Genomic DNA, 23,203 nt, shown 5'->3' with positions numbered 1-23,203 from the left:
GGGTCACTTCAGCGCCGCCTTCATCATCTTCTGCGCCACCGGAGCCGCCAGCCCGTTGCCGCTGACCTCCGAGCGCGCCGCGCCCGAATCCTCGATCAGGACGGCGACCGCCACCTCCTTGCCGGTGTCCGCGTCCTTAGCGTAGGACGTGAACCAGGCGTACGGCGTCTTGCTGTTGTTCTCGCCGTGCTGGGCGGTTCCCGTCTTGCCGCCCACCTCCGCGCCGGCGATCGCCGCGTTGGTGCCGGTGCCCTTCTCCACCACGGTCACCATCGCGCTGCGCAGCTGCTCCGCCGTCGACGAGGAGACGATCCGCTCGGTCTTCCCGTCCTCGAAGGACTCCAGGGCGTCCCCGTCGGAGTCGACGACCTCGGAGACCATGTGCGGCGACGCCATGAGCCCGTCGTTGGCGATCGCCGCGGACACCATCGCCATCTGCAGCGGGGTGGCCGTCACGTCGAACTGGCCGATGCCGGTCAACGCCGTCTGCGCCTTGTCCATCCCGGACGGATACACACTCGGGTAGGCCCGCACGGGCACGTCCTGCTCGGCGTCGCCGAACCCGAACCTCTCCGCCGTCGCCTTCACGTTGTCCTGGCCGAGGTCGACGGCCATCTTGGCGAAGACGTTGTTGCAGGAGTACCGCAGCGCGGTGCGGATGGTCGCGTTCTCGCACGGCGCGGACGTGTTCTCGTTCCTCAGGACCGTCCGGGTGTTCGGGAGCGTGTACGGGTCGGGGCTCTCGGTCGCCGTGTCCACCGAGCCGTACAGCCCCTCCTCCAGCGCGGCCGCGGCCACGACCAGCTTGAACGTGGACCCGGGCGGGAGCGGCTGCCGCAGGGCCCGGTTGACCAGCGGCTTGTCCTCGTCCGTGGTCAGCTCCCGCCAGTCCGAGCCGTCGGTCAGACCGGCGATCTTCGAGGGGTCGTACGAGGGCGTGGACACCAGCCCGAGGATCCGGCCGGTCTCCGGGTCGAGGGCGACGGCCGCGCCCTTGTTGTCGCCGAGCGCCTCGTAGCCGGCCTTCTGCACGGCCGGGTCGATCGTGGTCAGGACGTCACCGGGCTCCTGCGCCTTGCCGGTGAGGGCGTCCAACGGGTTCTTCAGACGGGTGTCCGTACCGTCCAGGACGTCGGAGTAGATGCCCTCCAGCTGGGTGGAGCCGTACGCCTGCGAGCTGTAGCCGGTCACGGCCGCGTACAGCTCTCCGTCGGTGTAGTCCCGCTTGTACGCGAGGTCGGTGCCCTCCGTCTTCTTCGAACCGGTGACCGGCGAGCCGGCCACGATGATGTTCCCGAGCGGCTGCGCGTACTGCGCCATGATGTTCCGCCGGTTGCTCTTGTCGTCCGCGAGGGCCTTGCCTTCGTACGCCTGTATCCAGGTCGCCCGGCCCAGCAGGGCGAGCACCAGGAGCAGCGCGAAGACCGAGGCGCGCCTGATCGTCTTGTTCATCCCATATGCGGGACGAACGAAGGGGTGGGGGGCGTTCCGGATGTGTCCGGTTTCTCACCCAACCTTCATGTGCCTGTCCGGACGGACTCCCGCCCCTTCGCGGGGGGCGTCGCGACCCAGGCGAGACGTCACGGACACGACCTGCGGCGGACGCGCTCACCGGGGGGTGACGAACCCCGCTTCGTAGGCCAGGATCACCGCCTGCGTACGGTCCCGGGCGCCGGTCTTCGCCAGGACCGCCGCCACGTGGGTCTTCGTCGTCGCGGGCCCGACGCCCATCCGGCCCGCGATCTCCGCGTTCGTCAGGCCGGTGGCCATCAGGCGCAGGACCTCGCCCTCCCGCTCGGTGAGCCGGGCGACCCAGGCCGGCGCCGCGGGCGGCCTGCGGCGGGCGTGCTCGGCGGCGAGATGCCGTACCGCCGCCGGGTAGAGCAGCGAGTCGCCGCACGCCACCAGCCGCACGGCGCTCACCAGCTCCTCCGCCGCCGCCCGCTTCAGCAGGAAGCCCGCCGCGCCCACGCGCAGCGCGTCGTAGACGTAGGAGTCGTTCTCGAAGGTCGTCACCACCATGATCCGCGGGGGATCCGCCAGGTCCGTGAGGATCCGCTCGGTCGCCCGGATCCCGTCGATCTCCGGCATCCGCACGTCCATCAGCACCACGTCCGGCCGCAGCTCGCGCACGACCGACACCGCCTCGGCGCCGGTGGACGCCTCGCCGACGACCGTCAGGTCCGGCTCCGCGTCGAGGATGACCCGCAGGGCGGTCCGCACCATCCGCTCGTCGTCGGCCAGGACGATCCGGATCACCGTCCACCCGCCAGGGGCAGCCGGACGACGAGCCGCCAGACGCCGTCGGCCGGCCCGGCCTGGGCCGTGCCGCCGAGCAGGCGGCTCCGTTCGGCTATGCCGCGCAGGCCGCGCCCGCCGTCGGGGCGGGTCACCGGCGCGTGGCCGGGCAGCGGGTTCTCCATGGTGATCTCCAGCTCCTCGTCGTGCAGGGCGAGGAGCGCGGTCACGCTCTCGCCGTCCGCGTACCGCGCCGCGTTGGTCAGGCCCTCCTGGACGATCCGGTACGCCTCCCTCGACACCGCGTCCGGGACCCGGGCCAGCTCCCCGGTCACGGTCAGCTCCACCCGCCGTCCCGCCGCCCCGACCAGCGCGTCGAGCGAGCCGAGGCCGGGCCCCGCGAGCTCGCCGTCCTCCTCGCCCCGGCGCAGCAGACCCAGCACCGTGTCCAGCTCGCCGACCGTGCGCCGGGTGGTCTCCTCGATCGCCGCCAGCGCCTCCCGTACGAACTCCACGTCGGAGTCGAGGACCCTGCGGGCGGCGCCCGCCTGGAGCGTGACCGCGCTGAGCGCGTGGCCGACCGAGTCGTGCAGCTCGCGCGCGAGCCGGTTGCGCACGGCCAGCTCCGCCGCGCGCCGCTCGGCCGCCGCCAGCCGGTCGGCCGGGCTCGGCCCGAGCAGCCGCGGGGCCTGCCGGGCGAGCAGCGCCCCGGCCCCCGCCGCGACGGCGACGAGCGCCAGCAGCATGAGCAGGCCGAGGGGGACGCCGGCCCAGGGCAGCCATGCCTGGTCCGTGTTCCAGTAGCGGCTCACCTCGGACGACCGCAGGCGGGCGGAGAACGGCAGCGCGATCAGCGTGAGCGCGAACGGCGGCAGGGCCAGGGTCGTCCCGCTGACCAGCGCGCCGACGCCGAGGTGGAGCGTGAACCAGGCCGCCGTCCGCGCACGGGCGGCGCGCCCCTGGGCGGGGCCGTCCGCGAACCGGTCCGCCGGCACCCCGCACAGTGCCCGAGCCGCCGCCACGGACATCGGCCGGGCCAGCGGGAAGAGCGAGGTCACCGCGGCGAGCGGCAGGCCGATCGCGTACGCCGCCAGCTGCACGGTCAGACCGGCCGTGAACGCGGACCCCTGGCCGGTGAACGGCCCCACGATCACGGTGCCGACCAGCCAGTACGGCATGAACAGGGCGCCGCCCAGGATGAGATGGAGCCACCGTCGCCTCTCCCGCCGGCCGAGCAACGGGGGGTGGGACGACCTCACGCGGCGCGTCGCCGGAGGAAGACGGCCAGGCAGCCGGCCAGCAGGAACCCGGTGATCATTTCCCCAGCGTAGGTCAGCTCCATCGCCCGGGAGTGCGCTTCCTCGATCCCGGTCTCGGGCAGCAGCGACACCAGGGTCATGTACGCCCCCCAGCAGCCCACGGCGCCCGTGGCCACCCAGCCGGCGCAGAGGACCGCACGGACCGGGAGCGAACGCGGCCGCTGGAAGACCAGGAGCAGGACCGCGCCGACGGCGACGACCGCGAAGAGCGTCCGCGTCCACTCCAGGACCTGGAGGTCGGCGCCCCGGGAGACGAGGGTCGCCGGGAGACCGGCCGTCGAGCCCATCGCCCACCGCACGTGCGGCACGGCGCAGGCGACGGCGACCGGGACGGCGGCCACGGCCGCGATCCGCGCGCCGGTCCCGGCGAACCGGGCGGGCAGATCCCCGAGGGTGCCGCGCCAGGAGTGGCCCCACCGGTCCCGGGCGTAGAGGAGGAACAGCGTGCCGAGGGTCGCTCCCTGGACGATGAAGCCGCCGTAGACCACGCCGAAGACCCACTCGTCGAGGAACGGCCGTCCGCCGGGCCGGTGCTCGCGCGACCCGGTGAGGAGCCCGGTGACCACCTGCGCGGGGAAGCCCACCATGATCGGGGCGAGCAGCCCGGTGGCGGCCCACAGGGGGAGCAGAAGCAGCCACGCCCGGACGCGCCGGCCCCAGGGCCGGGTGAGCAGCAGGGCGAGGACCACGACCAGGGCGTCGGCCACGACGGTGACGGAGTTGGCGACGATCAGCAGCGCCCGGTGGTCGAGGAGCGTGCTTCCGGCCGGGATGCCGATCTCGCTGCCCGCCACCCATGCGATCTTGAGGGCGATGTAGGGCAGGCAGGCCAGCGCGGCGAGGGTCCGCAGGACCCGGCGGGCGGTGACAGGCGGGGCGTCGGCCCCGGGATCCGGGGCGCGGAGGGAAGGCGTCTGCGTCATGGGCTCACGGTCGCGCGCGGCCCGCCCCCGCCGCCTCCTTCCCCGAGGTGAACCGCCTCCGCCGCGCGGGGGAGGCGGTGGTCGTCCGGCCCTCGGAAGCGTTGATTGACCGATCTTTTCGGTCACGGAATGCACCTCCCGTCGGGTCAGTCAGCTACGTAAGGTGATCTTCATGAACGAGATCACCACGCCGAAGTCCTTCGCCCCGCTCCTGACCCGCGCCGCCGACGCCGAGACCACGGCCGACCCGAGCAGCGTGATGACCCTCCTCGCCGACTCCGACACCACCGGCGGTCTGCTCACCAGCTACCGCTCGTCCTTCGCGAAGGGGGCCGTCGGCGCCCCGGCGCACTTCCACACCAGGGCCTCGGAGATGTTCTTCGTGCTCGGCGGCTCGCTCCAGGTCCTGGTCGGCGAGGAGCTGAGCGTCCTGGAGCAGGGCGACTTCCTGCTCGTGCCGCCGCACACTTCGCATGCCTTCGCGGCGGCGCCGGGCGCCGAGGCCGACGTGCTGTTCGTCTTCACCCCGGGCATGGCCCGCTTCGACTATCTGCGGCTGCTCGGCCGGGTGATGCGGGGCGAGGCGAGTTTCGAGGAGATCAAGGAGTCCTCCGAGCGCTTCGACAACCACTACGTCGACAGCCCGGTCTGGCAGAAGGCGCTCGCCGAGCGGTGACGGGCCGCCGAGCCGCGGCCCGCACCGCACCGCCGGGCCACGCACCGCACCGCCGGGCGGCGGTCCGCATGGCACCGGCCCTGGCAACGGCCCGCGCAGGCCCGGCGCGCTGCGGTCAGGCCGGGGTGCTCCGGTCAGGCCCGGGGCGCTGCGGTCAGAGCCTGCGGGTCGCCAGCGTCAGCCGGTCACGGGCGTCGAACAGCGCGTCCTTGATCATCTGCTCGTGTCCCGGGGTGAGCCGCGCCACCGGCACCGAGCAGCTGATCGCGTCCCGCGCGGGCGTCCGGTAGGGGATCGCGATGCCGAAGCAGCGCAGTCCGAGGGTGTTCTCCTCGCGGTCCACCGCGTATCCCTGCTCGCGGATGAGGTGCAGCTCCTCGATCAGCTTCTCGCGGTCCGTCAGGGTGTGCTCGGTCAGCGCCGGCAGCGTCTCCGGCAGCATCTTGCGCACCTGCTCGTCGCTGTGGGTGGCCAGCAGCGCCTTGCCCAGCGAGGTCGAGTGGGCCGGGAGCCGGCGGCCGACGCGGGTGAACGGCCGCAGATAGTGCTGGGACTGACGGGTCGCCAGGTAGACGACGTTGGTCCCGTCGAGCCGCGCCAGGTGGATGGTCTCGGTGGTGTCGTCGGAGAGCCGGTCCAGGGTGGGCCGGGCGGCGGCCACCACCTCGTCGCCGTCGATGTACGACGTGCCGACGAGCAGGGCCCGGACGCCGATGCCGTACCGCGTCCCCGTGGAGTCGGTCTCCACCCAGCCGAGCTCGACCAGGGTGCGCAGCAGCATGTACAGGCTGGACTTGGGGTAGCCGACCGCCTCCTGGACGGCGGCGAGGGAGTGCATCCCGGGCTGCCCGGCGAAATACTCGAGCAGTTCCACCGTCCGTACAGCTGACTTGACCTGTGACCCACCGGTGTCGGCCGTCGACATCACCCTCGCCCCTCTCGCCGCCGCCTCTTGTGGAGACGGCCCGCCCGTCAATAGAGTCCCATTCATCTACAGGAACCGTGTTCAGAATAGCGAACAGGTCGTGAAGAGGGGCGTGTCGGTGGCGGCTGAATCAGTGTGGAGTGTGGACCCCCGGACGGGGAAGCCGCGCGAAGAGGTTGCGGTGGAGGCCACAGCGGCGGAGGTCGACCAGGCGGTGCGGGCCGCGCACGCGGTACGGGACGCGCTCGCCGACCGTACGGCGCGGGCCGCCCTGCTCCGTACCGCCGCGGACCTCCTCGACGAGGCGGCCGCGCACGTCATCGAGGCCGCCGACGCCGAGACCGCCCTCGGGCCGGTCCGGCTGACCGGCGAACTCGCGCGCACCACCGCGCAGTTGCGGTCCTTCGCGGCCGTGGTCGACGAGGGCGCCTTCCTCGACGTACGGATCGACCTGCCCGATCCGACGACCACCCCGCCCACCCCCGACCTGCGGCGGTGGAAGATCCCGCTCGGTGTCGTCGCCGTCTACGCCGCCAGCAACTTCCCGCTGGCCTTCTCCGTCCCCGGGGGCGACACCGCGAGCGCGCTCGCGGCCGGCTGCCCCGTCGTGGTGAAGGCCCATCCCGACCACCCGGCCACCTCCGAGCTCTGCGCCTCCCTGCTGCGCCGCGCCGCGGCCGTGGTCGGGCTGCCGGAGGACGTCGTCGTCCTGGTGCACGGCTTCGACGCCGGCGTGGAGCTGGTCCGCCACCCCCTGGTCGCGGCGGCCGGTTTCACCGGTTCCGTACGGGGCGGCCGGGCGCTCTTCGACGCGGCGGCGGCCCGGCCCGTGCCCATCCCCTTCCACGGCGAACTCGGCTCGCTCAACCCCGTCGTGATCACCGACGCGGCGGCCCGCCAGCGGGCCGAGGAGCTCGGGGCGGGCCTCGCGGGCTCCATGACCCTGGGCGCCGGCCAGTTCTGCACCAAGCCCGGCTTCGTCCTGGCTCCCGCGGGCGAGGCCGGCGACGGGATCATCGGATCGCTCACGGCCGCCGTGAGCGAGACCGAGCCCGGCGTGATGCTCGACCACCGGATGCGCGGCGCCTTCGTCGACGGCGTCCGGGAGCGGGCCGGGCTCCCCGGGGTGGCCGCGCCCGTCACCCCCGGCGCCGGCGGGGAGCACACCGTCAGCGCGGGCGTGCTGACCGTCGATGCCGGGACCCTGCTGAAGGGCGGGCACGAACTGCTCCTGGAGGAGTGCTTCGGCCCGGTCACCGTGATCGCCCGCTACTCCTCCCGCGAGGAGATCAGCGAGATCCTCTCCCGGCTTCCCGGCAACCTCACGGCGACCCTGCAGATGGCGACCGACGACGACCCGGACGCCCCCGCCCTGCTCGGCGAGCTGACGCCACTGGCCGGACGCGTCCTCGTCAACGGCTGGCCGACGGGCGTGGCGGTCGCGGGCGCCCAGCACCACGGCGGCCCGTACCCGGCCACCACCTCCACCTCCACCTCGGTCGGCGCCACCGCGATCGAGCGCTGGCTCCGCCCGGTCACCTACCAGTCGACCCCCCAGCACCTGCTCCCGCCGGAGCTGCGCGACGGCAATCCGCTGGGGCTGCCGCGCCGCTGAGGTCCTGGCGGGGCCCGGCGCGCGCACGGGCGCACCGTGCGCGCGCCGGACCCTTCCGGCCGGAATGAATCCGGCGGGCGGGAACGTTCCGACCTGGGAACATCCCACGACATCACCCCGCCACCCCGGAGAGAAGCAAGAACATGCGCGTCGAGATCTGGAGCGACATCGCCTGCCCCTGGTGCTACATCGGCAAGGCCCGCTTCGAGAAGGGGCTGGCGGCCTTCGCCCACCGGGACGACGTCGAGGTGGTGCACCGCTCCTTCGAGCTCGACCCGAACCGGCCCCAGGGCGACACGGCCCCGGTGATCGACATGCTCGCCGAGAAGTACGGCCGCACCCTGGAGGAGGCCCGCGCCATGGAGGCCCACGTCGCCTCCAACGCGCACTCCGAGGGCCTCGCCTACCGCACCGAGGGCCGCGACCACGGCAACACCTTCGACATCCACCGGCTGCTGCACCTGGCCAAGGCCCGCGGCCGGCAGGACGAGCTGCTCGACCTCGCCTATCGCGCCAACTTCGGCGAGGAGCGGTCCGTCTTCGACGCCGAGACCCTGGTGACGCTCGCCGTGGAGGCCGGTCTGGACGGGGCCGAGGCCCGGGCGGTCCTCGCCGACGCGAGCGCGTACGCCGACGAGGTGCGCGCGGACGAGCGGGAAGCGGCCGAACTCGGCGCGAACGGCGTGCCGTTCTTCGTCCTCGACCGCCGCTACGGCATCTCCGGCGGTCAGCCCGCCGAGGTCTTCACCCGGGCGCTGGAGCAGGCGTGGGACGGCCGTGTTCCGCAGCCGGTCGGCGGCCCCGCCGCCGACGGAGCCGCCTGTGACGTCGACGGAAACTGTGACGTATAAGCGACGCTTGGGTTTTCCCCCGGATCTCTCGTCATTGACGCGAGGTCGGGGGGAATCCAGGCTGGTCCCATGGAATCCCTGGACCCCCTCGGCGGAGCCGAGTTCGCGCCGAAGCAGACCTATCTCAACACCTCCGCCTGCGCGCTGCTGCCCCGGAGGACCATCGAGGCGATCACCGTACTCGCCGAGGAGACCGCGGCCGGGCGCCCCGACGGCGCCGGGAGCTTCGACATCGTCGACGAGGCCCGGGCCGCCTTCGCCCGGCTGGCCGCGGTCGGGCCGGACCGGGTCGCCGTCGGCAGCTCGGTCTCCGTCCACATCGGCATGATCGCCCAGTCGATGCCGGCCGGTGCGGAGATCCTCTTCCCCGAGGGCGACTTCAGCTCCCTCATCACCCCGTTCACCGTGCGCGGCGACCTCAAGACGCGGTTCGTGCCCCTGGAGCGGCTCGCGGAGTCCGTCCGGCCGGAGACCACGCTCGTCGCCTTCTCCTGCGTGCAGTCGGCGGACGGCCGCACGGCCGACATGGCGGCGATCCGGGCGGCGGCCGCCGCCCACGGCGCCCGTACGCTGCTCGACGCCACCCAGTCGGCCGGCTGGCTGCCGCTGCGGGCGGGGGACTGGGACTACACCGTGGCGGGCGGGTACAAGTACCTGCTCTGCCCGCGCGGGGCGTCCTTCCTCACCGTCACTCAGGAGGCGCAGGACTCGCTGCTGCCGATCCACGCCGGCTGGGTCACCGGCGAGGAGCTGTGGGTCAACAGCTACGGTCCGGTCCGTGAACTGGCCCGTTCCGCGCGCCGGTTCGACGAGCCGGCGGCCTTTCTCTCGTACCACGGCGCCGCCCGTTCGCTGGCGCTGCTCGAGGAGATCGGCATCGAGCGGATCGAGGCGCACAACAAGGCGCTCGGCGCCCGCTTCCGGGACGGGCTCATCGCTCTCGGGCACGCGCCCGTGCCGGACGACTCCGGCATCGTCGCCGTCCCCGGCCTCGGCGAACGGCAGGCCGCGCTGAGCGAGGCCGGCGTGCTGACGTCCGCCCGCGCGGGCAACCTGCGCGCCTCCTTCCACCTCTACAACGGCTCGGCGGACGTGGACCGCGCCCTGGAGGTCATCGGCGGCTGACCGCCGGCGCGGCCGGACGCGCGGACGCCCCCGGACGCCAGGCCATGCCTGATGTCCGGGGGCGTCCGCGGTCGTCTCCCGGGCCCGCGCCCGTCACCGTACGGGTGTGAAGTCCCTCGCCCCGATGAACTCCGGTCGCCGCACCGGCGCGGCGAACGGCTCGCCGGCCGTGTTCTCCACGCTGTTGAAGACGATGAAGACGTTGCTGCGCGGATACGGCGTGATGTTGTCACCCGAGCCGTGCATGGCGTTGCAGTCGAACCACGTCGCCGAGCCCGCGCGGCCGGTGAACAGCCGGATGCCGTGCGCGTCCGCCATGCGCGTCAGCGCCTCGTCGGACGGCGTCCCCGCGTCCTGCATCTGGAGCGAACGCTTGTAGTTGTCCTTCGGGGTGGCGCCCTCGCAGCCGAGGAACGTCCGGTGCGAGCCCGGCATGATCATCAGACCGCCGTTGGTGTCGTGGTTCTCGGTCAGCGCGATCGACACCGACACGGTCCGCATCCTCGGCAGCCCGTCCTCGGCGTGCCAGGTCTCGAAGTCCGAGTGCCAGTAGAACCCGGACGCGCCGAAGCCCGGCTTCACGTTGATCCGCGACTGGTGGACGTACACGTCCGAGCCGAGGATCTCGCGGGCCCGGCCCACCACGCGCTCGTCCCGCACGAGCTGTGCGAAGACCTCGCTGATCCGGTGGACCTCGAAGACCGACCGGACGGAGCCGGACTTCGGCTCCACGATCGAGCGCTCGTCCTCGCGTACCGCCGGGTCGGCGATCAGCCGGTCGAGCTCGCCCTTGTAGACCGCCACCTCGTCGTCGGTCAGCAGGTCCGGCTGGGCGAGGAAGCCGTCCCGCTCGTACGACTCCAGGCCGGGGCCGCCCCGTCCCCACACCACCGGGTCACGCCGGGGCGTGAGCACCTCGGCGGCGCCACGGGTCGGGTAGAGGTCGGTCGTGTTCGTGCTGTCGGTGAGTACGTCGGTCATGATCAGGCCTCCTCCGTGAGCAGGGGGTACACCCCGTTCTCGTCGTGGTCCTCCCGTCCGGTGACGGGCGGGTTGAAGACGCAGACGCACCGGAAGTCGGTCTTCGGGCGCATCGTGTGGCGCTCATGGCCGTCGAGCAGGTACATGGTGCCGGGCTCGATCCAGTGCGTCTCGCCGGTCTCGTCGTTCGTCAGCTCGGCCTCGCCCTCCACGCACAGGACGGCCTCGATGTGGTTGGCGTACCACATGGACGTCTCGGTGCCCGCGTACAGCACGGTCTCGTGGAGCGAGAAGCCGACCTTCTCCTTGGCGAGGACGATCCGCTTGCTCTCCCAGGTGCCGGACGCGGCCCTGACATGGCGGTCGGTGTTCTCGATGTCCTTGAACGATCGGACGATCACGGTGGGTGCAACTCCTCAGGGTGTACGGGTGGATCAGGCGGTCTCGTGGACCGCGCGGGACAGCGTGCGCAGCCCCTCGTCCAGCTCGTCGGGCGAGATGGTGAGCGGCGGCAGCAGCTTGACGACCTGGCTGTCCGGGCCCGAGGTCTCCAGCAGCAGCCCCAGCTCGAAGGCGCGCGCGCAGACCTTCGACGCCCGCGTGCGGTCGGCGAACTCCAGGCCCCACACGAGACCGCGGCCGCGGTAGTGGGCGCCGTCGGCGGAGTTCTCCTCGCAGAGGGCGAGGAGCGCCTGCTCGACCTGCTCGCCGCGCGCCGTCGTCTGCTTCTCCATCTGGCCGTCGGCCCAGTAGGCGTCCAGCGCCGCCGTGGCGGTGACGAAGGCGGGGTTGTTGCCGCGGAACGTGCCGTTGTGCTCGCCCGGCTCCCACACGTCCAGCTCCGGCCGGAACAGGCACAGCGACATCGGCAGGCCGTACCCGCTGATCGACTTCGACAGGGTGACGATGTCGGGGGTGATGCCGGCCTCCTCGAAGGAGAAGAACGCGCCGGTCCGCCCGCAGCCCATCTGGATGTCGTCGACGATCAGCAGCATGTCCTGGCGGCGGCACAGGTCGGCGAGCGCCCGCAGCCACTCGGCCCTGGCGACGTTGATGCCGCCCTCGCCCTGAACGGTCTCCACGATCACGGCGGCGGGCTTGTTGAGTCCGGAGCCCTGGTCGTCGAGCAGCCGCTCGAACCAGAGGAAGTCCGGAAGCTGGCCGTCGAGGTAGTTGTCGAACGGCATCGGGGTGCCGTGCACCAGCGGGATACCGGCGCCGGCCCGCTTGAAGGCGTTGCCGGTGACGGCGAGCGAGCCGAGCGACATGCCGTGGAAGGCGTTGGTGAAGGAGACCACGGATTCGCGGCCCTTCACCTTACGGGCCAGCTTCAGCGCGGATTCCACCGCGTTGGTGCCGGTCGGCCCCGGGAACATCACCTTGTACGGCAGCGAGCGGGGCTCGAGGACGACCTCCTTGAAGGTCTCCAGGAAGCGTCGCTTGGCGGTGGTCGCCATGTCGAGACCGTGCGTGATGCCGTCGCGTTCCAGATAGTCGATGAGGGCCCGTTTCAGCACGGGATTGTTGTGGCCGTAGTTGAGCGAACCGGCCCCGGCGAAGAAGTCGAGGTAGGTGTGCCCCTCCTCGTCGACGAGGTGGGCGCCCTGGGCGCGGTCGAACACGGTGGGCCAGCCGCGGCAGTAGCTGCGCACCTCCGACTCCAGGCTTTCGAAGACGCTGAGGGCGGAGTCGGCGCCGTCGTAAGCCGCTCGGCCGAGGGCGGTGGGAGCCGGGTGCGCGGGAGGGGTGATGGTCACAGCGATTCTCCTGTGGGCTGGAAGGGGCCGATGCGGTACAGGACTTCGGGCTGGTGGGCGGCGCCGTCGGGGAACAGCCCTCCGTCGAAGAGGACCTCGCGCTCCAGGCGGAGCCCGTGGCGCCGGGCGTAGGAGGTGAAGAGCCGGTCGGAGGCCGTGTTGTCCGGGGTGACGGTCGTCTCGACGGCGTCGGGCGCGATCCGCGCGGTCAGCGCGTCGAGGAGCACCCCGGCGAGGCCCCGCCCCTGGTGCCCGTCGCCGACGGCGATCTGCCAGACGACGAGGGTGCCGGGACGGTCGGGCCGCAGGTATCCGGTGACGAAGGCGATCGGCTCCCCGTCGGCGTCGCGTGCGACCAAGGACGTGGCCGCGAAGTCGCGACACCACAGCAGATAGCTGTACGAGGAGTTCAGGTCCAGTACCTCGGAATCGCGGGCGATACGCCAGATCGCGGCTCCGTCCTCTACTCGTGGGCTTTCTACGGTCATGGCTGCTTGTGCGGCGGTCATGCAGAGGGAATTTACCCAGCGAAATTCTCGATTGCACCTCCCGCAGGGGTGGGCAAAGCGTGCGGGACATGTTATTCGCGCGAGCGCGAAAGCCGACCGATTTGCCCGTAAATACCCCCGCAAAACGGGCACGGTGTGGAGTCCGTCACAACATCAACAACCTCGGGAAACGCTGATGGAACTCCTGCGTTTGCGGTCGCGGATTCGGGGCATAAGAGTCCGGTGACGTAAAGGCATATTGAAAGGGAATTCGCTTGCGCGGTGTGCGCCCGCTTTTCTCTTCGGAAATGCGAAATGCCGCGACCGGGAAGCCGGTCGCGGCATTTCGCGTGCCCGGCCCGCGCCCGGGCCGGGCCTGTCCGCTACGCCCACACCTCCGTGACCGCGCGCCGCGCGGCCTGCGGATCGGCCGTCCGGCCCGTCGCGTCGAGCGCGGCACCCAGCGCCTCCAGCGAGGAGCGCACCACGTCCCGGGTCGCGGCCGCGCCGTAGTGGTTGACCCGGATCATCTCCTTGGCCAGCGCGCCCCCGCCCGCGATCAGCGGCAGCGACGGATCCACGGCCAGCGCCCGGGCCACCAGCTCGGAGGCGTCCACACCCGCGGGGGACCGCAGCGTCGTCGCGACCGGGGCCGCGTCCGCCGCCTCGTACACATACGGCTCCAGGCCCCCGCCCAGCGCCAGCGCGCCCGCGCGGGTCGCGGCCGCCGCGGCCGCGTGGCGCCCCATGAGGGTGTCCAGGCCCTCGGCCTCGATCCGCTCCAGGCACGCCTCCAGGGCCAGCATCTCCAGCTGCGCCGGCGCATGCGGCAGCGCCCTGCGGCCGCCGTCGATCCAGCGCTCCTTCCAGTCGAGGAGGGAGAGGTACGAGCGGCGCGGAGCCCGCGGGTTCGCGGCGAACCGCTCCCAGGCCCGCTCGCTGACCGAGACCACCGACACGCCGGCCGGGCCGCCCATCGCCTTCTGCGCGCCGATGATGCACATGTCGACGCCCCAGGCGTCGGGCAGCACCGGCTCGGCACCGATCGACGCCACCGCGTCCAGGTAGAACAGCGCACCGTGCGCCCGCACGACCTCGCCGATCTCGGCCACCGGGTTGGTGTTGCCGGTGGCCGCCTCCGCGTGGACGAGGGAGACGAAGTCGATTTCCGGGTGCTCGGCGAGCGCCCGCTCCACCTGCGCGGCCGTCACGGCCGTGTGGAAGGGCACCGCCAGGTCCACGACGGTCGCGCCGCAGTCCCGCAGCCAGTCGCCGAAGGTCTGTCCGTAGGGGCCGGTGACGATGTTCAGCGCGGTCGAGCCGGGCCGCGCGCCGCTGCGGATGCAGCCCTCCAGGGGGAGCAGCGCCTCGCCCTGGGTGATCACCACGTCCTGCTCGGTGGAGAGCAGCGCGGCGACCCGCCGCTCGATGGACGCGAAGTGCGCGGCGGTCAGCGGGGCCAGGTCCAGGAACGGGTGTGTCACGGTCACGGCGGTGCCTTCTTCGACTCAGTTCGATGCAGGTGGAGCTTCGGCTCAGCGTACCGAGAGGGCCCCCGGCGCCGGGGGCCGCGCCGGGCCGGCGGCGGGGGCCGGCACGCGGCGGGAGCCCGTTCCGGCGGCTCGCACGCCCCTCGTACAGTGCAGGCATGAGCGATCACGTGGTGGTGCATGTGAAGGGGCGGGTGCTCGTCGGCCCGGAGGACGTGCGGGACGAGCTGTGGGCCGTCGACGGACGGATCACCTTCGAGCGCCCCTCGGGGCGGCCGGACGAGACGCTGACCGTGACGGGCTGGGCCCTGCCCGGCCTCGTCGACGCGCACTGCCACGTCGGCCTCGACCGGCACGGCCCCGTCGACGACGCCACGAGCGAGAAGCAGGCCCTCACCGACCGCGACGCGGGCACGCTCCTCATCCGCGACGCCGGTTCGCCCTCCGACACCCGCTGGATCGACGACCGCGACGACCTCCCGAAGATCATCCGCGCGGGCCGCCACATCGCCCGCACCCGCCGCTACATCCGCAACTACGCGCACGAGATCGAACCGGCGGACCTGGTGGAGTACGTCGGCCGGGAGGCCCGGCGCGGTGACGGCTGGGTCAAGCTCGTCGGGGACTGGATCGACCGCGACGCGGGCGACCTGACCGCCTGCTGGCCGCGCGCCGAGGTCGAGGCGGCGATCGCGGAGGCGCACCGGCTCGGGGCACGGGTGACCGCGCACTGCTTCGCCGAGGACTCGCTGCGGGACCTGGTGGAGGCGGGCATCGACTGCGTCGAGCACGCCACCGGCCTCACCGAGGACACCATCCCGCTCTTCGCCGAGCGGGGTGTCGCGATCGTCCCGACGCTCGTCAACATCGCCACCTTCCCGCGGCTGGCCGACGGCGGCGAGGAGAAGTTCCCGCGCTGGTCGGCGCACATGCGGCGGCTGCACGAGCGCCGCTACGACACCGTCCGCTCGGCGTACGACGCGGGCGTGCCGGTCTTCGTCGGCACGGACGCGGGCGGCTCCCTGGCCCACGGCCTGGTCGCGGCCGAGGTCGAGGAGCTGGTCAAGGCCGGCATCCCGCCGATCGAGGCACTCTCGGCGACCGCCTGGGGGGCCCGGTCCTGGCTGGGGCGCCCCTCCCTGGAGGAGGGGGCCCCGGCCGACCTGGTGGTCTACGACGACGACCCGCGCGCGGACGTCCGCGTCCTGGCGGCGCCGCGACGGGTGATCGTCAACGGACGGGTGATCGGCTGACACCGGGCCGGACCGGCGGGGCGGGCCGCCGACGCCCGGAGTCGTCCGCGCCGGATGCCGGACCGGTCGCGGCCGGCGGGACCGGGGCCGGCCGGCGGCTCCGGCCGGTCCTGGCCGGTTCGGCCGCGCCCTTCTCGGTCACGATCCGGCGGGGTTCCCCCGCGCCTGCCGCCTGGCGGCGGGAGAAGAAGGCGAGGCGCGCCCTCTTCTCCGGCAGGAAGATCTCGGGGAGGTCCACCTCCGGCAGCACGACCTCCGGTCCCAGCTCGAAGCCGGAGCGCACCAGCCGGGCGATGGCCTTCTCGTTGGCCGCGTCGGGCTCGGCGACCACGCGGACGTGGCGGGCCAGCGTGAAGGCGGTCAGGGCGGTGAGCAACCCGGCGGAGAAACCCCGTTCCGGTGCCGCGCTCGGCGCGATCAGCAGGTGGACGCCGACGTCCCCGGGCAGCACGTCGTAGCACTCGCCGACCCGGTCGGCCGCGGGGTCGTACGTCTGGAAGAGGGCGACCGGCACGCCGGCCCGCCGGACCAGGAAGCCGTGGTGCGTGGTCAGGGAGTCCAGGTGCGCGTAGACCTCCCGCACCTGTTCGACGGTCGTGCCGCCCATCCCCCAGAACCGGGCCCGGTCCTCGTTGACCCAGCCGTGGATGAGGACGGCGTCGCGGTCGGGGTCGACGGGGTCGACGCGGACCGTGCCGAAGCCCTCGACGGTCTGGAGACGGAGGGGGTCAGTGGTCGTCACGGGGGTGCTCCTTGGTGAGGTGGTGCCAGTCGGTGGTGACGGGGGCGAGCTCGCCCCGCAGCCACAGCGGGAGTTGGTCACGGTGGTGGGGGTCGCCCGCGACGCCGGAGGCGCCGAACGGCACCACCCAGAGGCTGTCGGCCCGGTCGGCGAGGTCCCAGACGTAGCGGGCGGCCGAGGCGCGGGCGCTGCGGTCGGTGTAGCCGGGCACGCTGGACGTGGACAGCACGCAGTCGTGGTCCCCGCCGAGCCCGGGCCACTGGGCGTCGTCCGGGTCCGGCAGGGCCTGCCAGGGTGCGAGCCGGTGGGTCGCGCACCAGGCCGCCGGCTCCGCTCCCTCGGCGACCTCTTCGAGAGCCTCCCGGACGCTCGCGGCGATGTCCTCGGCCGGTACGGGTCCGGAGACGAGCAGGGTCTCCAGGGCGAAGGCCACCCGGGGCCCGAGCGCGAGCCACGGCTGGAACAGGGCGGGATACGGCGCGGGTTCGCGCAGCGCCGCGAAGACGGGGTGCGCGGCGACCCGCCGCACGACGGCTCCCCGCACGGCGGCGTACAACCCGGCGTCGGTGCTCCCGGCCTCCATCCGCCGGTCCCAGGCGAGCAACCGTGCCCGTACGGCGGCGGCGCCGGGGGAGAGCGGGGCGGAGCCGGTCGCCCCGGGAGCCTCGTCGGGGGCCGGCCCCTCGGCCGGGGCGCCGGTGCCCGGTGCCGTCCCGGCGGGGATCTGCGTCCGCGGCTCGTTCCCCGTGGCGCGGATCGCCGCCAGGAGTCGGGCCGCGGAGGGGTTGTCGGTGTCGGTGTGGACGGACGTCATGGCCCGCGGGGTCCAGGCCCGCGACTCCGCGAGCAGCGCGTCGATGCGAGCGGCCCGGTGCGGGGGCGCGAACTCGACGCCGAGGGGGGCCGCCAGGGCCCGGGCGTTGGCCATGACCGCGTGCCCGTCGCGGTCGACGTCGGCGCGCGGCGTCGGCGCCGAGGCGTCCTCCCGCCAGGCGTGGGCGGAATCCCAGGCGGGCACCACCCGCAGGCCGTTGGCGCGGTGGCGGACCGGCACCCGGCCGGCCACCCGGTGCAGCAGGCCGCCGGACGTGTCGGCGGCCTGGACGACGTTGACCGGCTCGCACCATCCGTCGACGGCCCGGTCCACGTCCGCGACGGTCCGCGCGGCGAGCAGCTCGGGCAGGACACCGAAGCCCAGCTCACCGGTCACCCGCGGCGGGTAGCGCAGACTGATCGCCTCCCAGGAGCCGTCGGCGCCCGGCTCCGCGCCGGAGCCCCCGCCCGCGTCGGCGATGATCACCGGCCCCCGCGCCGTCTCGACCACCTCGACCTGGACCGGCGGGCCGTCCGCGACCTCCACCGTCTCGGTGTGCACCGCCGCGCGCTGCCAGCCGTCCGGGCCGAGGGCCTCCACCCCGCCGTCCTCCGCCCGGCGCAGGCGCTCCCGGTACAGGTCGTGGTAGTCGGCCATGGCGTTGGTGATCGCCCACGCCACGCCGCCCGTGTGGCCGAAGTGGGCGAGCCCCGGCACGCCCGGCACGGCGAAGCCCACGACGTCGTACTCCGGGCACGCGAGGCGGATCTGCTGGTAGACCCCGGGGGCCTCGATGAAGCGGTGCGGGTCGCCCGCCACGATCGGCGACCCGCTCGCGGTGCGGCCACCGGAGACGACCCAGCCGTTGGAGCCCGCGGTCGCGGGGCCGTCCGTGTTGAACAGCTCCGTCCACTCCTCGCCGAGCCGCCGGGCGACCTCCTCCCGCCACAGCTTCGCCGGGAATCCGGCGAACAGGATGTGCGTGCTCAGCCAGACCGCCAGCGGCGTCCACGGCTCCCAGCGTCCGGGGGCGAGCCCCGTCGCGGCGAACTCCGGTGCCCGCCGCGCCCCGTCCGCGAGCCCCTCGTTGACGCCGTCCACGTACGCCCGTACCCACCCCGCCGTCCGGGCGTCGAGCCGGTCGAGACGCTCGAAGCAGCGCCGTGCGGTGTCGGCAAGGCGTGCCTGTCGCGCGAAGGAGTCCCACACCAGCTCGTCGGCCCCGAGGAACGCCGCCGTGGTGCCGAGCGCCCGGTGCCGCTCGACCTCCAGCTGCCAGGCGCGGTCCCGGGCCGTCACCAGACCCTGCGCGTGGGCGAGTTCGTACGGATCGGCGGCGCGCAGATGCGGAATGCCCCATGCGTCCCGATAGACCTCGATGCTCACAGCGACTCCGCTCCGATCCGGCATTTCTTAGGTTAGGCTGACCTAAATTACTACAGGACTTCAGGGGAGGAGGCCGCGGTGGGGCATGGCTGGGAGGGCGTCGTCCTCAAATTGATGCGCGGCAAGGACTTCACGTTCACCGTGACCGGAGCCGAGCAGGTCACCGAGCACTACCGCCGGGTGCACCTCACGGACGGCGGACTGCTCGCCGCCGCCGGCGTCCACCCGACGATGTGGGTGCGGCTCTGGTTCGAGGACGGCGGCAAACCGCACCAGCGGGCCTACACCCTCGTCGACCCGGACCCCGCGTCCGGCACGTTCAGCCTGGAGTTCGCCCTCCATGACGGCGCCGCGAGCCGCTGGGCCCGCACCTGCGCCCCCGGCGACACCATCGACGCCACCCTCCAGGGCACCGGCTTCAGCGCCCCCGAGCCGCCTCCGGAGCGTCTCCTCGTCATCGGCGACGCCGCTTCGCTGCCGGCCGTCAACTCCCTGCTCGACGCGGTCCCCGGTGTCCCGGCCACCCTCTGGTTCGAGACCGCGCACGACTCCGACGAGGACCTTCCGATCCGGCTCGACCCGGACCTGCACGAGGTGCGCCGCGTCCCGCGCGAGCGGGGGGGAGCGGCGCTCGTCGAGCGCGTCAAGGCCGAACTGCCCGCGCTGACCGGGAGCGACCCCTACGTGTGGATCGCCTGCGACACGGCCACGACCCGCACGCTGGGCACGTACGTGCGCAAGGAGCTGGCGCTGCCCAAGGAGCGCGTCCACTCCCTCGGCTACTGGCGTGCCGCCTGACGGCTCCCGCGGGGGCGCCGGGTTGACAGGCCGTTACCTCCTGTCGTCGGCCCTCGTTGGAACGCCTCCCCCGTGCGTCGCGCGCCCCGTATGTGCGCGACGCACGGGGCGCGAGGGAACGCGTGTGCCGAAAGAATCGAAAGCGAAAGCGGAAACCCCCCTTTGGAGTGAACTGACGCCAGGTGTCCGCCGGTTCACTCTCCGTGCGTAAAGATTCCGGTGTCTCGAGTCGTCGACTCCGCGCCGGCCACATGTCCCCGTGGTGAGCGGCCGGCGACGCCATGTCTCCTGTGGGGGTTCCACCACCTTGAACAGCAACACCTTCCGCCTGCCCGTACGCCGCACCGCCGCCGCCGCGACCGCCGCCGCGCTGGCCGTCGGCCCCGTGGTCCTCGCGGCCCCCGCGCATGCCACGGGCGGCGAAGGACGCGCCACCGCCGTCGTCCTGCGGACCGGCCTCGACGTCTCCCTGCTCAACAAGGCCGTGCACGTGCCGCTCCGGGCCTCCCTCAACGAGGTCCAGGCGCCGGAGAGCGCGGACCGTACGGCGCTCACCGTGACGCTGGAGGGCGTCGAGAAGGGCAAGCCGGTCGACGTCCTGCGCGCCGACGTGGCCACCGCCAAGGCGACCGTGGAGGGGAAGCGGGCCGAGGGGTACGTCAACCTCGCCAAGGCGCGGGTGCACGTCCCCGGCCTTCCCGCCCTCTCGCTGATCGAGGTCGAGAAGGTCACCTCCAAGGCCGTCTGCGAGGCGGGCAAGCAGCCCGTCGCCGAGTCCAACGTGCTCGGGCACGTGACGGTCCTCGGCAAGAAGACCACGCTCACCAGCGGCGGACGCACGAAGGTCACCGTCCCCGGGGTCGGCGAGGTGACCCTCGACCTGTCGAAGACGGCCACGACCTCGCGCACGGCGGCGGCCACCGCCCTGGAGCTGAAGGTCGCGGTGAACCCGCTGAAGCTCAACGTGGCCGAGGTCGACGGCGTGCTGACCCTGGCCGAGGCGACCTGCGAGACCCCGAAGGACACCCGGCCCACGCAGCGGCCGACCGAGCGGCCCACCACGGAGCCCTCCGCGGAACCCACCGACGGCGGTGGCGTGCAGACGCAGAACGGCGGCTCGAACCCGGCCGGACAGAACCTCGCCGAGACCGGCGGCAGCTCGACCACCCCGTATCTGGCCGGCGGCGCCGCGCTCCTGCTCGGCCTCGGCGGCGCGGGCCTCGTCCTGGCCCGGATCCGCGCCCGCGGCTGACCGACCGGTTCGCGGCCGATCGACCCGCCGCCCACCTGCCCGAGGGGGGGCTGAGGGGGGAACGCACCGGGGGGTGCGGACGGGGCAGCGGGGAGAACGGGGGAGGGGTGGGTGGTGCCGTCCGGCACCACCCACCCCTCCCGCCGTCTCCACCGGCCGCTCCGGCGGGCCGCTTCGGTCGGCTAGCCGGCCGCGAGCAGCGCCTGGTCAAGCGCCTGCAGGAAACGGTTCGTCGTCGTCCGGTCCCGCACCGCCAGCCGCAGCCAGTTCCGGTCCAGGCCCGGGAAGGTGTCGCCGCGGCGCACCGCGAAGCCCAGCGCCCGCAGCCGTTCCCGCACCGCGTCCGCGCGCTCGATCCGGAGCAGCACGAACGGGCCCTCCGCCGCCGCGACCGCCCGCACCTCGTCGAACTCCGCGAGCCCGGCCAGCAGATGCGCCCGCTCGACCCCGATCCGGTGCGCCGCGTGCTCCGCCTCGGCCAGCGCCAGCCGCGACATGCACGCCTCCGCCGCCACCAGGGCCGGCGTCGACACCGGCCACAACGGCTGCGCCCGCTCCAGGGCGTCGACCGTCTCCGGCTCGGCGAGGACGTAACCGATCCGCAGCCCCGCGAGCCCCCACGTCTTCGTCAGGCTCCGCAGCACCACCAGACCCGGCACGTCCGTCCGCCCCGCCAGCGCCTCCCGCTCGCCCGGCACCGCGTCCATGAACGCCTCGTCCACCACCAGCGTCCGCCCCGGACGCGCCAACGACGCGATCGTCTCCGCCGGATGCAGCACCGACGTCGGATTCGTCGGGTTCCCGATCACCACCAGGTCGGCGTCCTCCGGGACGGCGGCGGGATCCAGCCGGAAGCCGTCCTTCTCCCGCAGCAGGACCCTGCCCACCTCGTGCCCGGCGTCGCGCAGCGCCGCCTCGGGCTCGGTGAACTGGGGATGCACCACCACCGGCCGCCGCACCGGCAGCGCCCGCGCGAGCAGCACGAACGCCTCCGCCGCACCCGACGTGAGCAGCACCCGCCGGGTCGGCAGATCGTGCCGCTCGGCGACCGCCGCCCGCGCGGCCCGCCCGTCGGGATAGGCCGCCAGACCCGCCAGGGAGGCCGCGATCCGCTCCCGCAGCCACTCCGGAGGCGTGTGCGTCCGGACATTGACCGCGAGGTCGATCAACTTCTCGTCCCGTACCTCCGCGTCACCGTGATGACGCAGATCATGGGCGTCGGAATGCGTATGCGTATACATGGCCGCCGTGGGGTGGTGAGTGGGGGGAGTGCGGAGCTCGGGGACCGGGTCGAACGCCGCCTTCCCAGCGGTGTACCCGTGTCCCTGGGACAACAACCGTGCGGCGATGGACTCTTCGTTCGCCACAAACGGGAGGGAACGGGCGATCGCGCACGTAACTCCACGCGATTTCCGCTTCGGCACGAGGAGTTCGGCCCCCGCGCCCCCCGGGGCGGCCGTACCGGCGTCCGCTCCCGCGCCGGACAGCTCCGCCGCTCCCGCCAGAGCCGCCGCCTCCGCCACCGACGCCGTCCCCGTCGCCGCCTCCGCCACCGACGACGGATGCGGTACGGGTACGGACGCCAGCACCTCGGACCCGAACGCCCGCACCGGCAGCCCCCAGCGCTTCGCCGCGCCCGCTATGCCCGGATCCCCGGCCCGCGCGTCCAGCGTGGCCAGCGCCGCCACGTCGGCGGCCGTCAGGCCCGCCTCCCGCACCACCTGCTCCAGCAGGGCGAGCACCTCGTCCGCCGACGTCCCGGAGCGGGCACCCACGCCCGCCACGACGGCACCCGCACGAGCGCGGACGTGCGCGGAGGCCGCGCGATCCGATAGCAAGGGCGCATGGCCGTTCTCGTCGCGCTCGGCGCGTTCCTCATGACGCTGTTCGGCGGATGGACGGCCGGGCGCGTCACCGACCGGCGCCACCTGGTCCTCGGCCTCGCCGGCGGACTGATGCTCGGCGTGGTCGGACTCGACCTCCTGCCGGAGGCCCTGGAGGCCGTCGGCACCGAGGTCTTCGGCGTGTCGCAGGCCCTGCTCCTCTTCGTCGGAGGCTTCCTCTTCGCCCATGTGGTGGAACGCCTCCTCGCCGTCCGCCAGGCGGCACACGGGGTCGCCCCCGGTGAACGCGTCCCGCAGGTGGGACTGACCGCGGCCGCCGCCATGGTCGCCCACAGCCTCATGGACGGCGTCGCGCTCGGCGCCGCCTTCCAGGTCGGCGGGGGCATGGGAGCCACCGTCGCGCTCGCCGTCATCACCCACGACTTCGCCGACGGGTTCAACACGTACACGATCACCAGCCTGTACGGGAACGCCCGCCGCAAAGCCGTCCTGATGCTCGTCGCGGACGCGTGCGCACCGATCGTGGGAGCCGCGTCCACCCTGCTGTTCACCCTTCCGGAGGAACTTCTCGGCAGCTACCTCGGCTTCTTCGGCGGAGCCCTGCTCTACCTCGCCGCGGCCGAGATCCTTCCCGAGGCCCACCACGACCACCCCGCCCTCTCCACCCTGCTCTGCACGGTGGGGGGCGTGGCCTTCATCTGGCTCGTGGTGGGCGTCTCCGGCTGA

At 73.3% G+C, this 23,203-nt stretch carries 21 protein-coding genes; 8 read left to right on the top strand and 13 right to left on the bottom strand.

The window, feature by feature from the left end; genetic code table 11:
* Positions 1-3: 3 nt before the first annotated feature.
* The 4 genes from ACZ68P_RS00420 to ACZ68P_RS00405 all read right to left on the bottom strand — a co-directional run bounded on the left by ACZ68P_RS00420 (position 4) and on the right by ACZ68P_RS00405 (position 4,480).
* Positions 4-1,452: a peptidoglycan D,D-transpeptidase FtsI family protein gene (locus tag ACZ68P_RS00420; RefSeq protein WP_471000384.1), complete on the bottom strand. Its 1,449-nt coding sequence runs from the start codon at positions 1,450-1,452 to the stop codon at positions 4-6.
* A 156-nt stretch (positions 1,453-1,608) separates the two neighbouring features.
* Entirely contained in the window at positions 1,609-2,226 is a 618-nt protein-coding gene (locus ACZ68P_RS00415; protein ID WP_471002345.1) for a response regulator, read from the bottom strand.
* Positions 2,227-2,255: 29 nt separating this feature from the next.
* Positions 2,256-3,497 (bottom strand): sensor histidine kinase, encoded by a 1,242-nt coding sequence (locus ACZ68P_RS00410; protein ID WP_471000381.1) that lies wholly within the window; start codon positions 3,495-3,497, stop codon positions 2,256-2,258.
* Positions 3,494-4,480 carry a hypothetical protein gene (locus ACZ68P_RS00405; protein ID WP_471000377.1) on the bottom strand — a complete coding sequence of 329 codons (987 nt, stop codon included), beginning with the start codon at positions 4,478-4,480 and terminating at the stop codon, positions 3,494-3,496. Before ACZ68P_RS00405 ends, ACZ68P_RS00410 begins: the two co-directional genes overlap by 4 nt.
* A 172-nt stretch (positions 4,481-4,652) precedes the next feature.
* On the opposite strand from ACZ68P_RS00405, the gene ACZ68P_RS00400 reads away from it, so the two are divergent.
* Positions 4,653-5,156 (top strand): cupin domain-containing protein, encoded by a 504-nt coding sequence (locus ACZ68P_RS00400; protein ID WP_471000374.1) that lies wholly within the window; start codon positions 4,653-4,655, stop codon positions 5,154-5,156.
* Positions 5,157-5,310: 154 nt separating this feature from the next.
* On the opposite strand, the gene ACZ68P_RS00395 is transcribed toward ACZ68P_RS00400, so the two are convergent.
* Complete coding sequence (locus tag ACZ68P_RS00395; RefSeq protein WP_471000372.1) at positions 5,311-6,081, bottom strand: IclR family transcriptional regulator; 771 nt, start codon at positions 6,079-6,081, stop codon at positions 5,311-5,313.
* Positions 6,082-6,199: 118 nt separating this feature from the next.
* Between ACZ68P_RS00395 and ACZ68P_RS00390 the strand changes: the two genes are divergently transcribed.
* The 3 genes from ACZ68P_RS00390 to ACZ68P_RS00380 all read left to right on the top strand — a co-directional run bounded on the left by ACZ68P_RS00390 (position 6,200) and on the right by ACZ68P_RS00380 (position 9,672).
* Positions 6,200-7,696, top strand: coding sequence for an aldehyde dehydrogenase (NADP(+)) (locus tag ACZ68P_RS00390; protein ID WP_471000369.1), 1,497 nt, complete (start codon positions 6,200-6,202; stop codon positions 7,694-7,696).
* Positions 7,697-7,839: 143 nt separating this feature from the next.
* A complete protein-coding gene (locus ACZ68P_RS00385) occupies positions 7,840-8,547 on the top strand; it encodes a DsbA family oxidoreductase (protein WP_471000366.1) in 708 nt (235 codons plus the stop codon).
* Between the two features lie 69 nt (positions 8,548-8,616).
* Positions 8,617-9,672 carry an aminotransferase class V-fold PLP-dependent enzyme gene (locus tag ACZ68P_RS00380; RefSeq protein WP_471000363.1) on the top strand — a complete coding sequence of 352 codons (1,056 nt, stop codon included), beginning with the start codon at positions 8,617-8,619 and terminating at the stop codon, positions 9,670-9,672.
* Between the two features lie 93 nt (positions 9,673-9,765).
* On the opposite strand, the gene thpD is transcribed toward ACZ68P_RS00380, so the two are convergent.
* From thpD to ACZ68P_RS00355, 5 genes are all read right to left on the bottom strand, one after another.
* Positions 9,766-10,653, bottom strand: a complete 888-nt coding sequence (thpD, locus tag ACZ68P_RS00375; protein ID WP_471000360.1) for an ectoine hydroxylase — start codon at positions 10,651-10,653, stop codon at positions 9,766-9,768.
* 2 nt (positions 10,654-10,655) lie between these two features.
* Positions 10,656-11,054 carry an ectoine synthase gene (locus ACZ68P_RS00370; protein WP_365719850.1) on the bottom strand — a complete coding sequence of 133 codons (399 nt, stop codon included), beginning with the start codon at positions 11,052-11,054 and terminating at the stop codon, positions 10,656-10,658.
* Between the two features lie 33 nt (positions 11,055-11,087).
* The gene (gene ectB / locus ACZ68P_RS00365; RefSeq protein ID WP_471000357.1) at positions 11,088-12,410 is read right to left on the bottom strand and encodes a diaminobutyrate--2-oxoglutarate transaminase; all 1,323 of its coding nucleotides are present in this window, start codon (positions 12,408-12,410) and stop codon (positions 11,088-11,090) included.
* Positions 12,407-12,898: a diaminobutyrate acetyltransferase gene (gene ectA, locus ACZ68P_RS00360; protein WP_365719854.1), complete on the bottom strand. Its 492-nt coding sequence runs from the start codon at positions 12,896-12,898 to the stop codon at positions 12,407-12,409. The genes ectB and ectA overlap by 4 nt, the downstream gene beginning before the upstream one ends.
* Positions 12,899-13,281: 383 nt before the next feature.
* A complete protein-coding gene (locus tag ACZ68P_RS00355; protein ID WP_471002342.1) occupies positions 13,282-14,382 on the bottom strand; it encodes a pyridoxal-phosphate-dependent aminotransferase family protein in 1,101 nt (366 codons plus the stop codon).
* Between the two features lie 164 nt (positions 14,383-14,546).
* On the opposite strand from ACZ68P_RS00355, the gene ACZ68P_RS00350 reads away from it, so the two are divergent.
* A complete protein-coding gene (locus ACZ68P_RS00350; RefSeq protein WP_471000354.1) occupies positions 14,547-15,641 on the top strand; it encodes an amidohydrolase family protein in 1,095 nt (364 codons plus the stop codon).
* On the opposite strand, the gene ACZ68P_RS00345 is transcribed toward ACZ68P_RS00350, so the two are convergent.
* Together ACZ68P_RS00345 and ACZ68P_RS00340 are read right to left on the bottom strand one after the other, a co-directional pair.
* Complete coding sequence (locus ACZ68P_RS00345; protein WP_471000351.1) at positions 15,619-16,383, bottom strand: GNAT family N-acetyltransferase; 765 nt, start codon at positions 16,381-16,383, stop codon at positions 15,619-15,621. The two genes, ACZ68P_RS00350 and ACZ68P_RS00345, sit on opposite strands and share 23 nt — an antisense overlap.
* On the bottom strand, positions 16,370-18,583 hold the full coding sequence (locus ACZ68P_RS00340; RefSeq protein ID WP_471000348.1) for a penicillin acylase family protein: 2,214 nt from the start codon (positions 18,581-18,583) through the stop codon (positions 16,370-16,372). The genes ACZ68P_RS00345 and ACZ68P_RS00340 overlap by 14 nt, the downstream gene beginning before the upstream one ends.
* A 78-nt stretch (positions 18,584-18,661) precedes the next feature.
* Between ACZ68P_RS00340 and ACZ68P_RS00335 the strand changes: the two genes are divergently transcribed.
* Both ACZ68P_RS00335 and ACZ68P_RS00330 read left to right on the top strand, forming a co-directional pair.
* Positions 18,662-19,381 carry a siderophore-interacting protein gene (locus ACZ68P_RS00335; RefSeq protein WP_471000345.1) on the top strand — a complete coding sequence of 240 codons (720 nt, stop codon included), beginning with the start codon at positions 18,662-18,664 and terminating at the stop codon, positions 19,379-19,381.
* Between the two features lie 307 nt (positions 19,382-19,688).
* Positions 19,689-20,633: an SCO1860 family LAETG-anchored protein gene (locus tag ACZ68P_RS00330; protein ID WP_471000342.1), complete on the top strand. Its 945-nt coding sequence runs from the start codon at positions 19,689-19,691 to the stop codon at positions 20,631-20,633.
* Between the two features lie 182 nt (positions 20,634-20,815).
* Here ACZ68P_RS00330 and cobC read toward each other — a convergent pair whose 3' ends face one another.
* The gene (cobC, locus tag ACZ68P_RS00325) at positions 20,816-22,417 is read right to left on the bottom strand and encodes an Rv2231c family pyridoxal phosphate-dependent protein CobC (protein WP_471000339.1); all 1,602 of its coding nucleotides are present in this window, start codon (positions 22,415-22,417) and stop codon (positions 20,816-20,818) included.
* 60 nt (positions 22,418-22,477) lie between these two features.
* Between cobC and ACZ68P_RS00320 the strand changes: the two genes are divergently transcribed.
* Positions 22,478-23,203, top strand: a complete 726-nt coding sequence (locus tag ACZ68P_RS00320) for a ZIP family metal transporter (protein ID WP_471000337.1) — start codon at positions 22,478-22,480, stop codon at positions 23,201-23,203.

The sequence above is a fragment of the Streptomyces sp. NPDC036822 genome, assembly GCF_055609145.1.
This window is presented reverse-complemented; position numbering and strand designations above follow the sequence as displayed.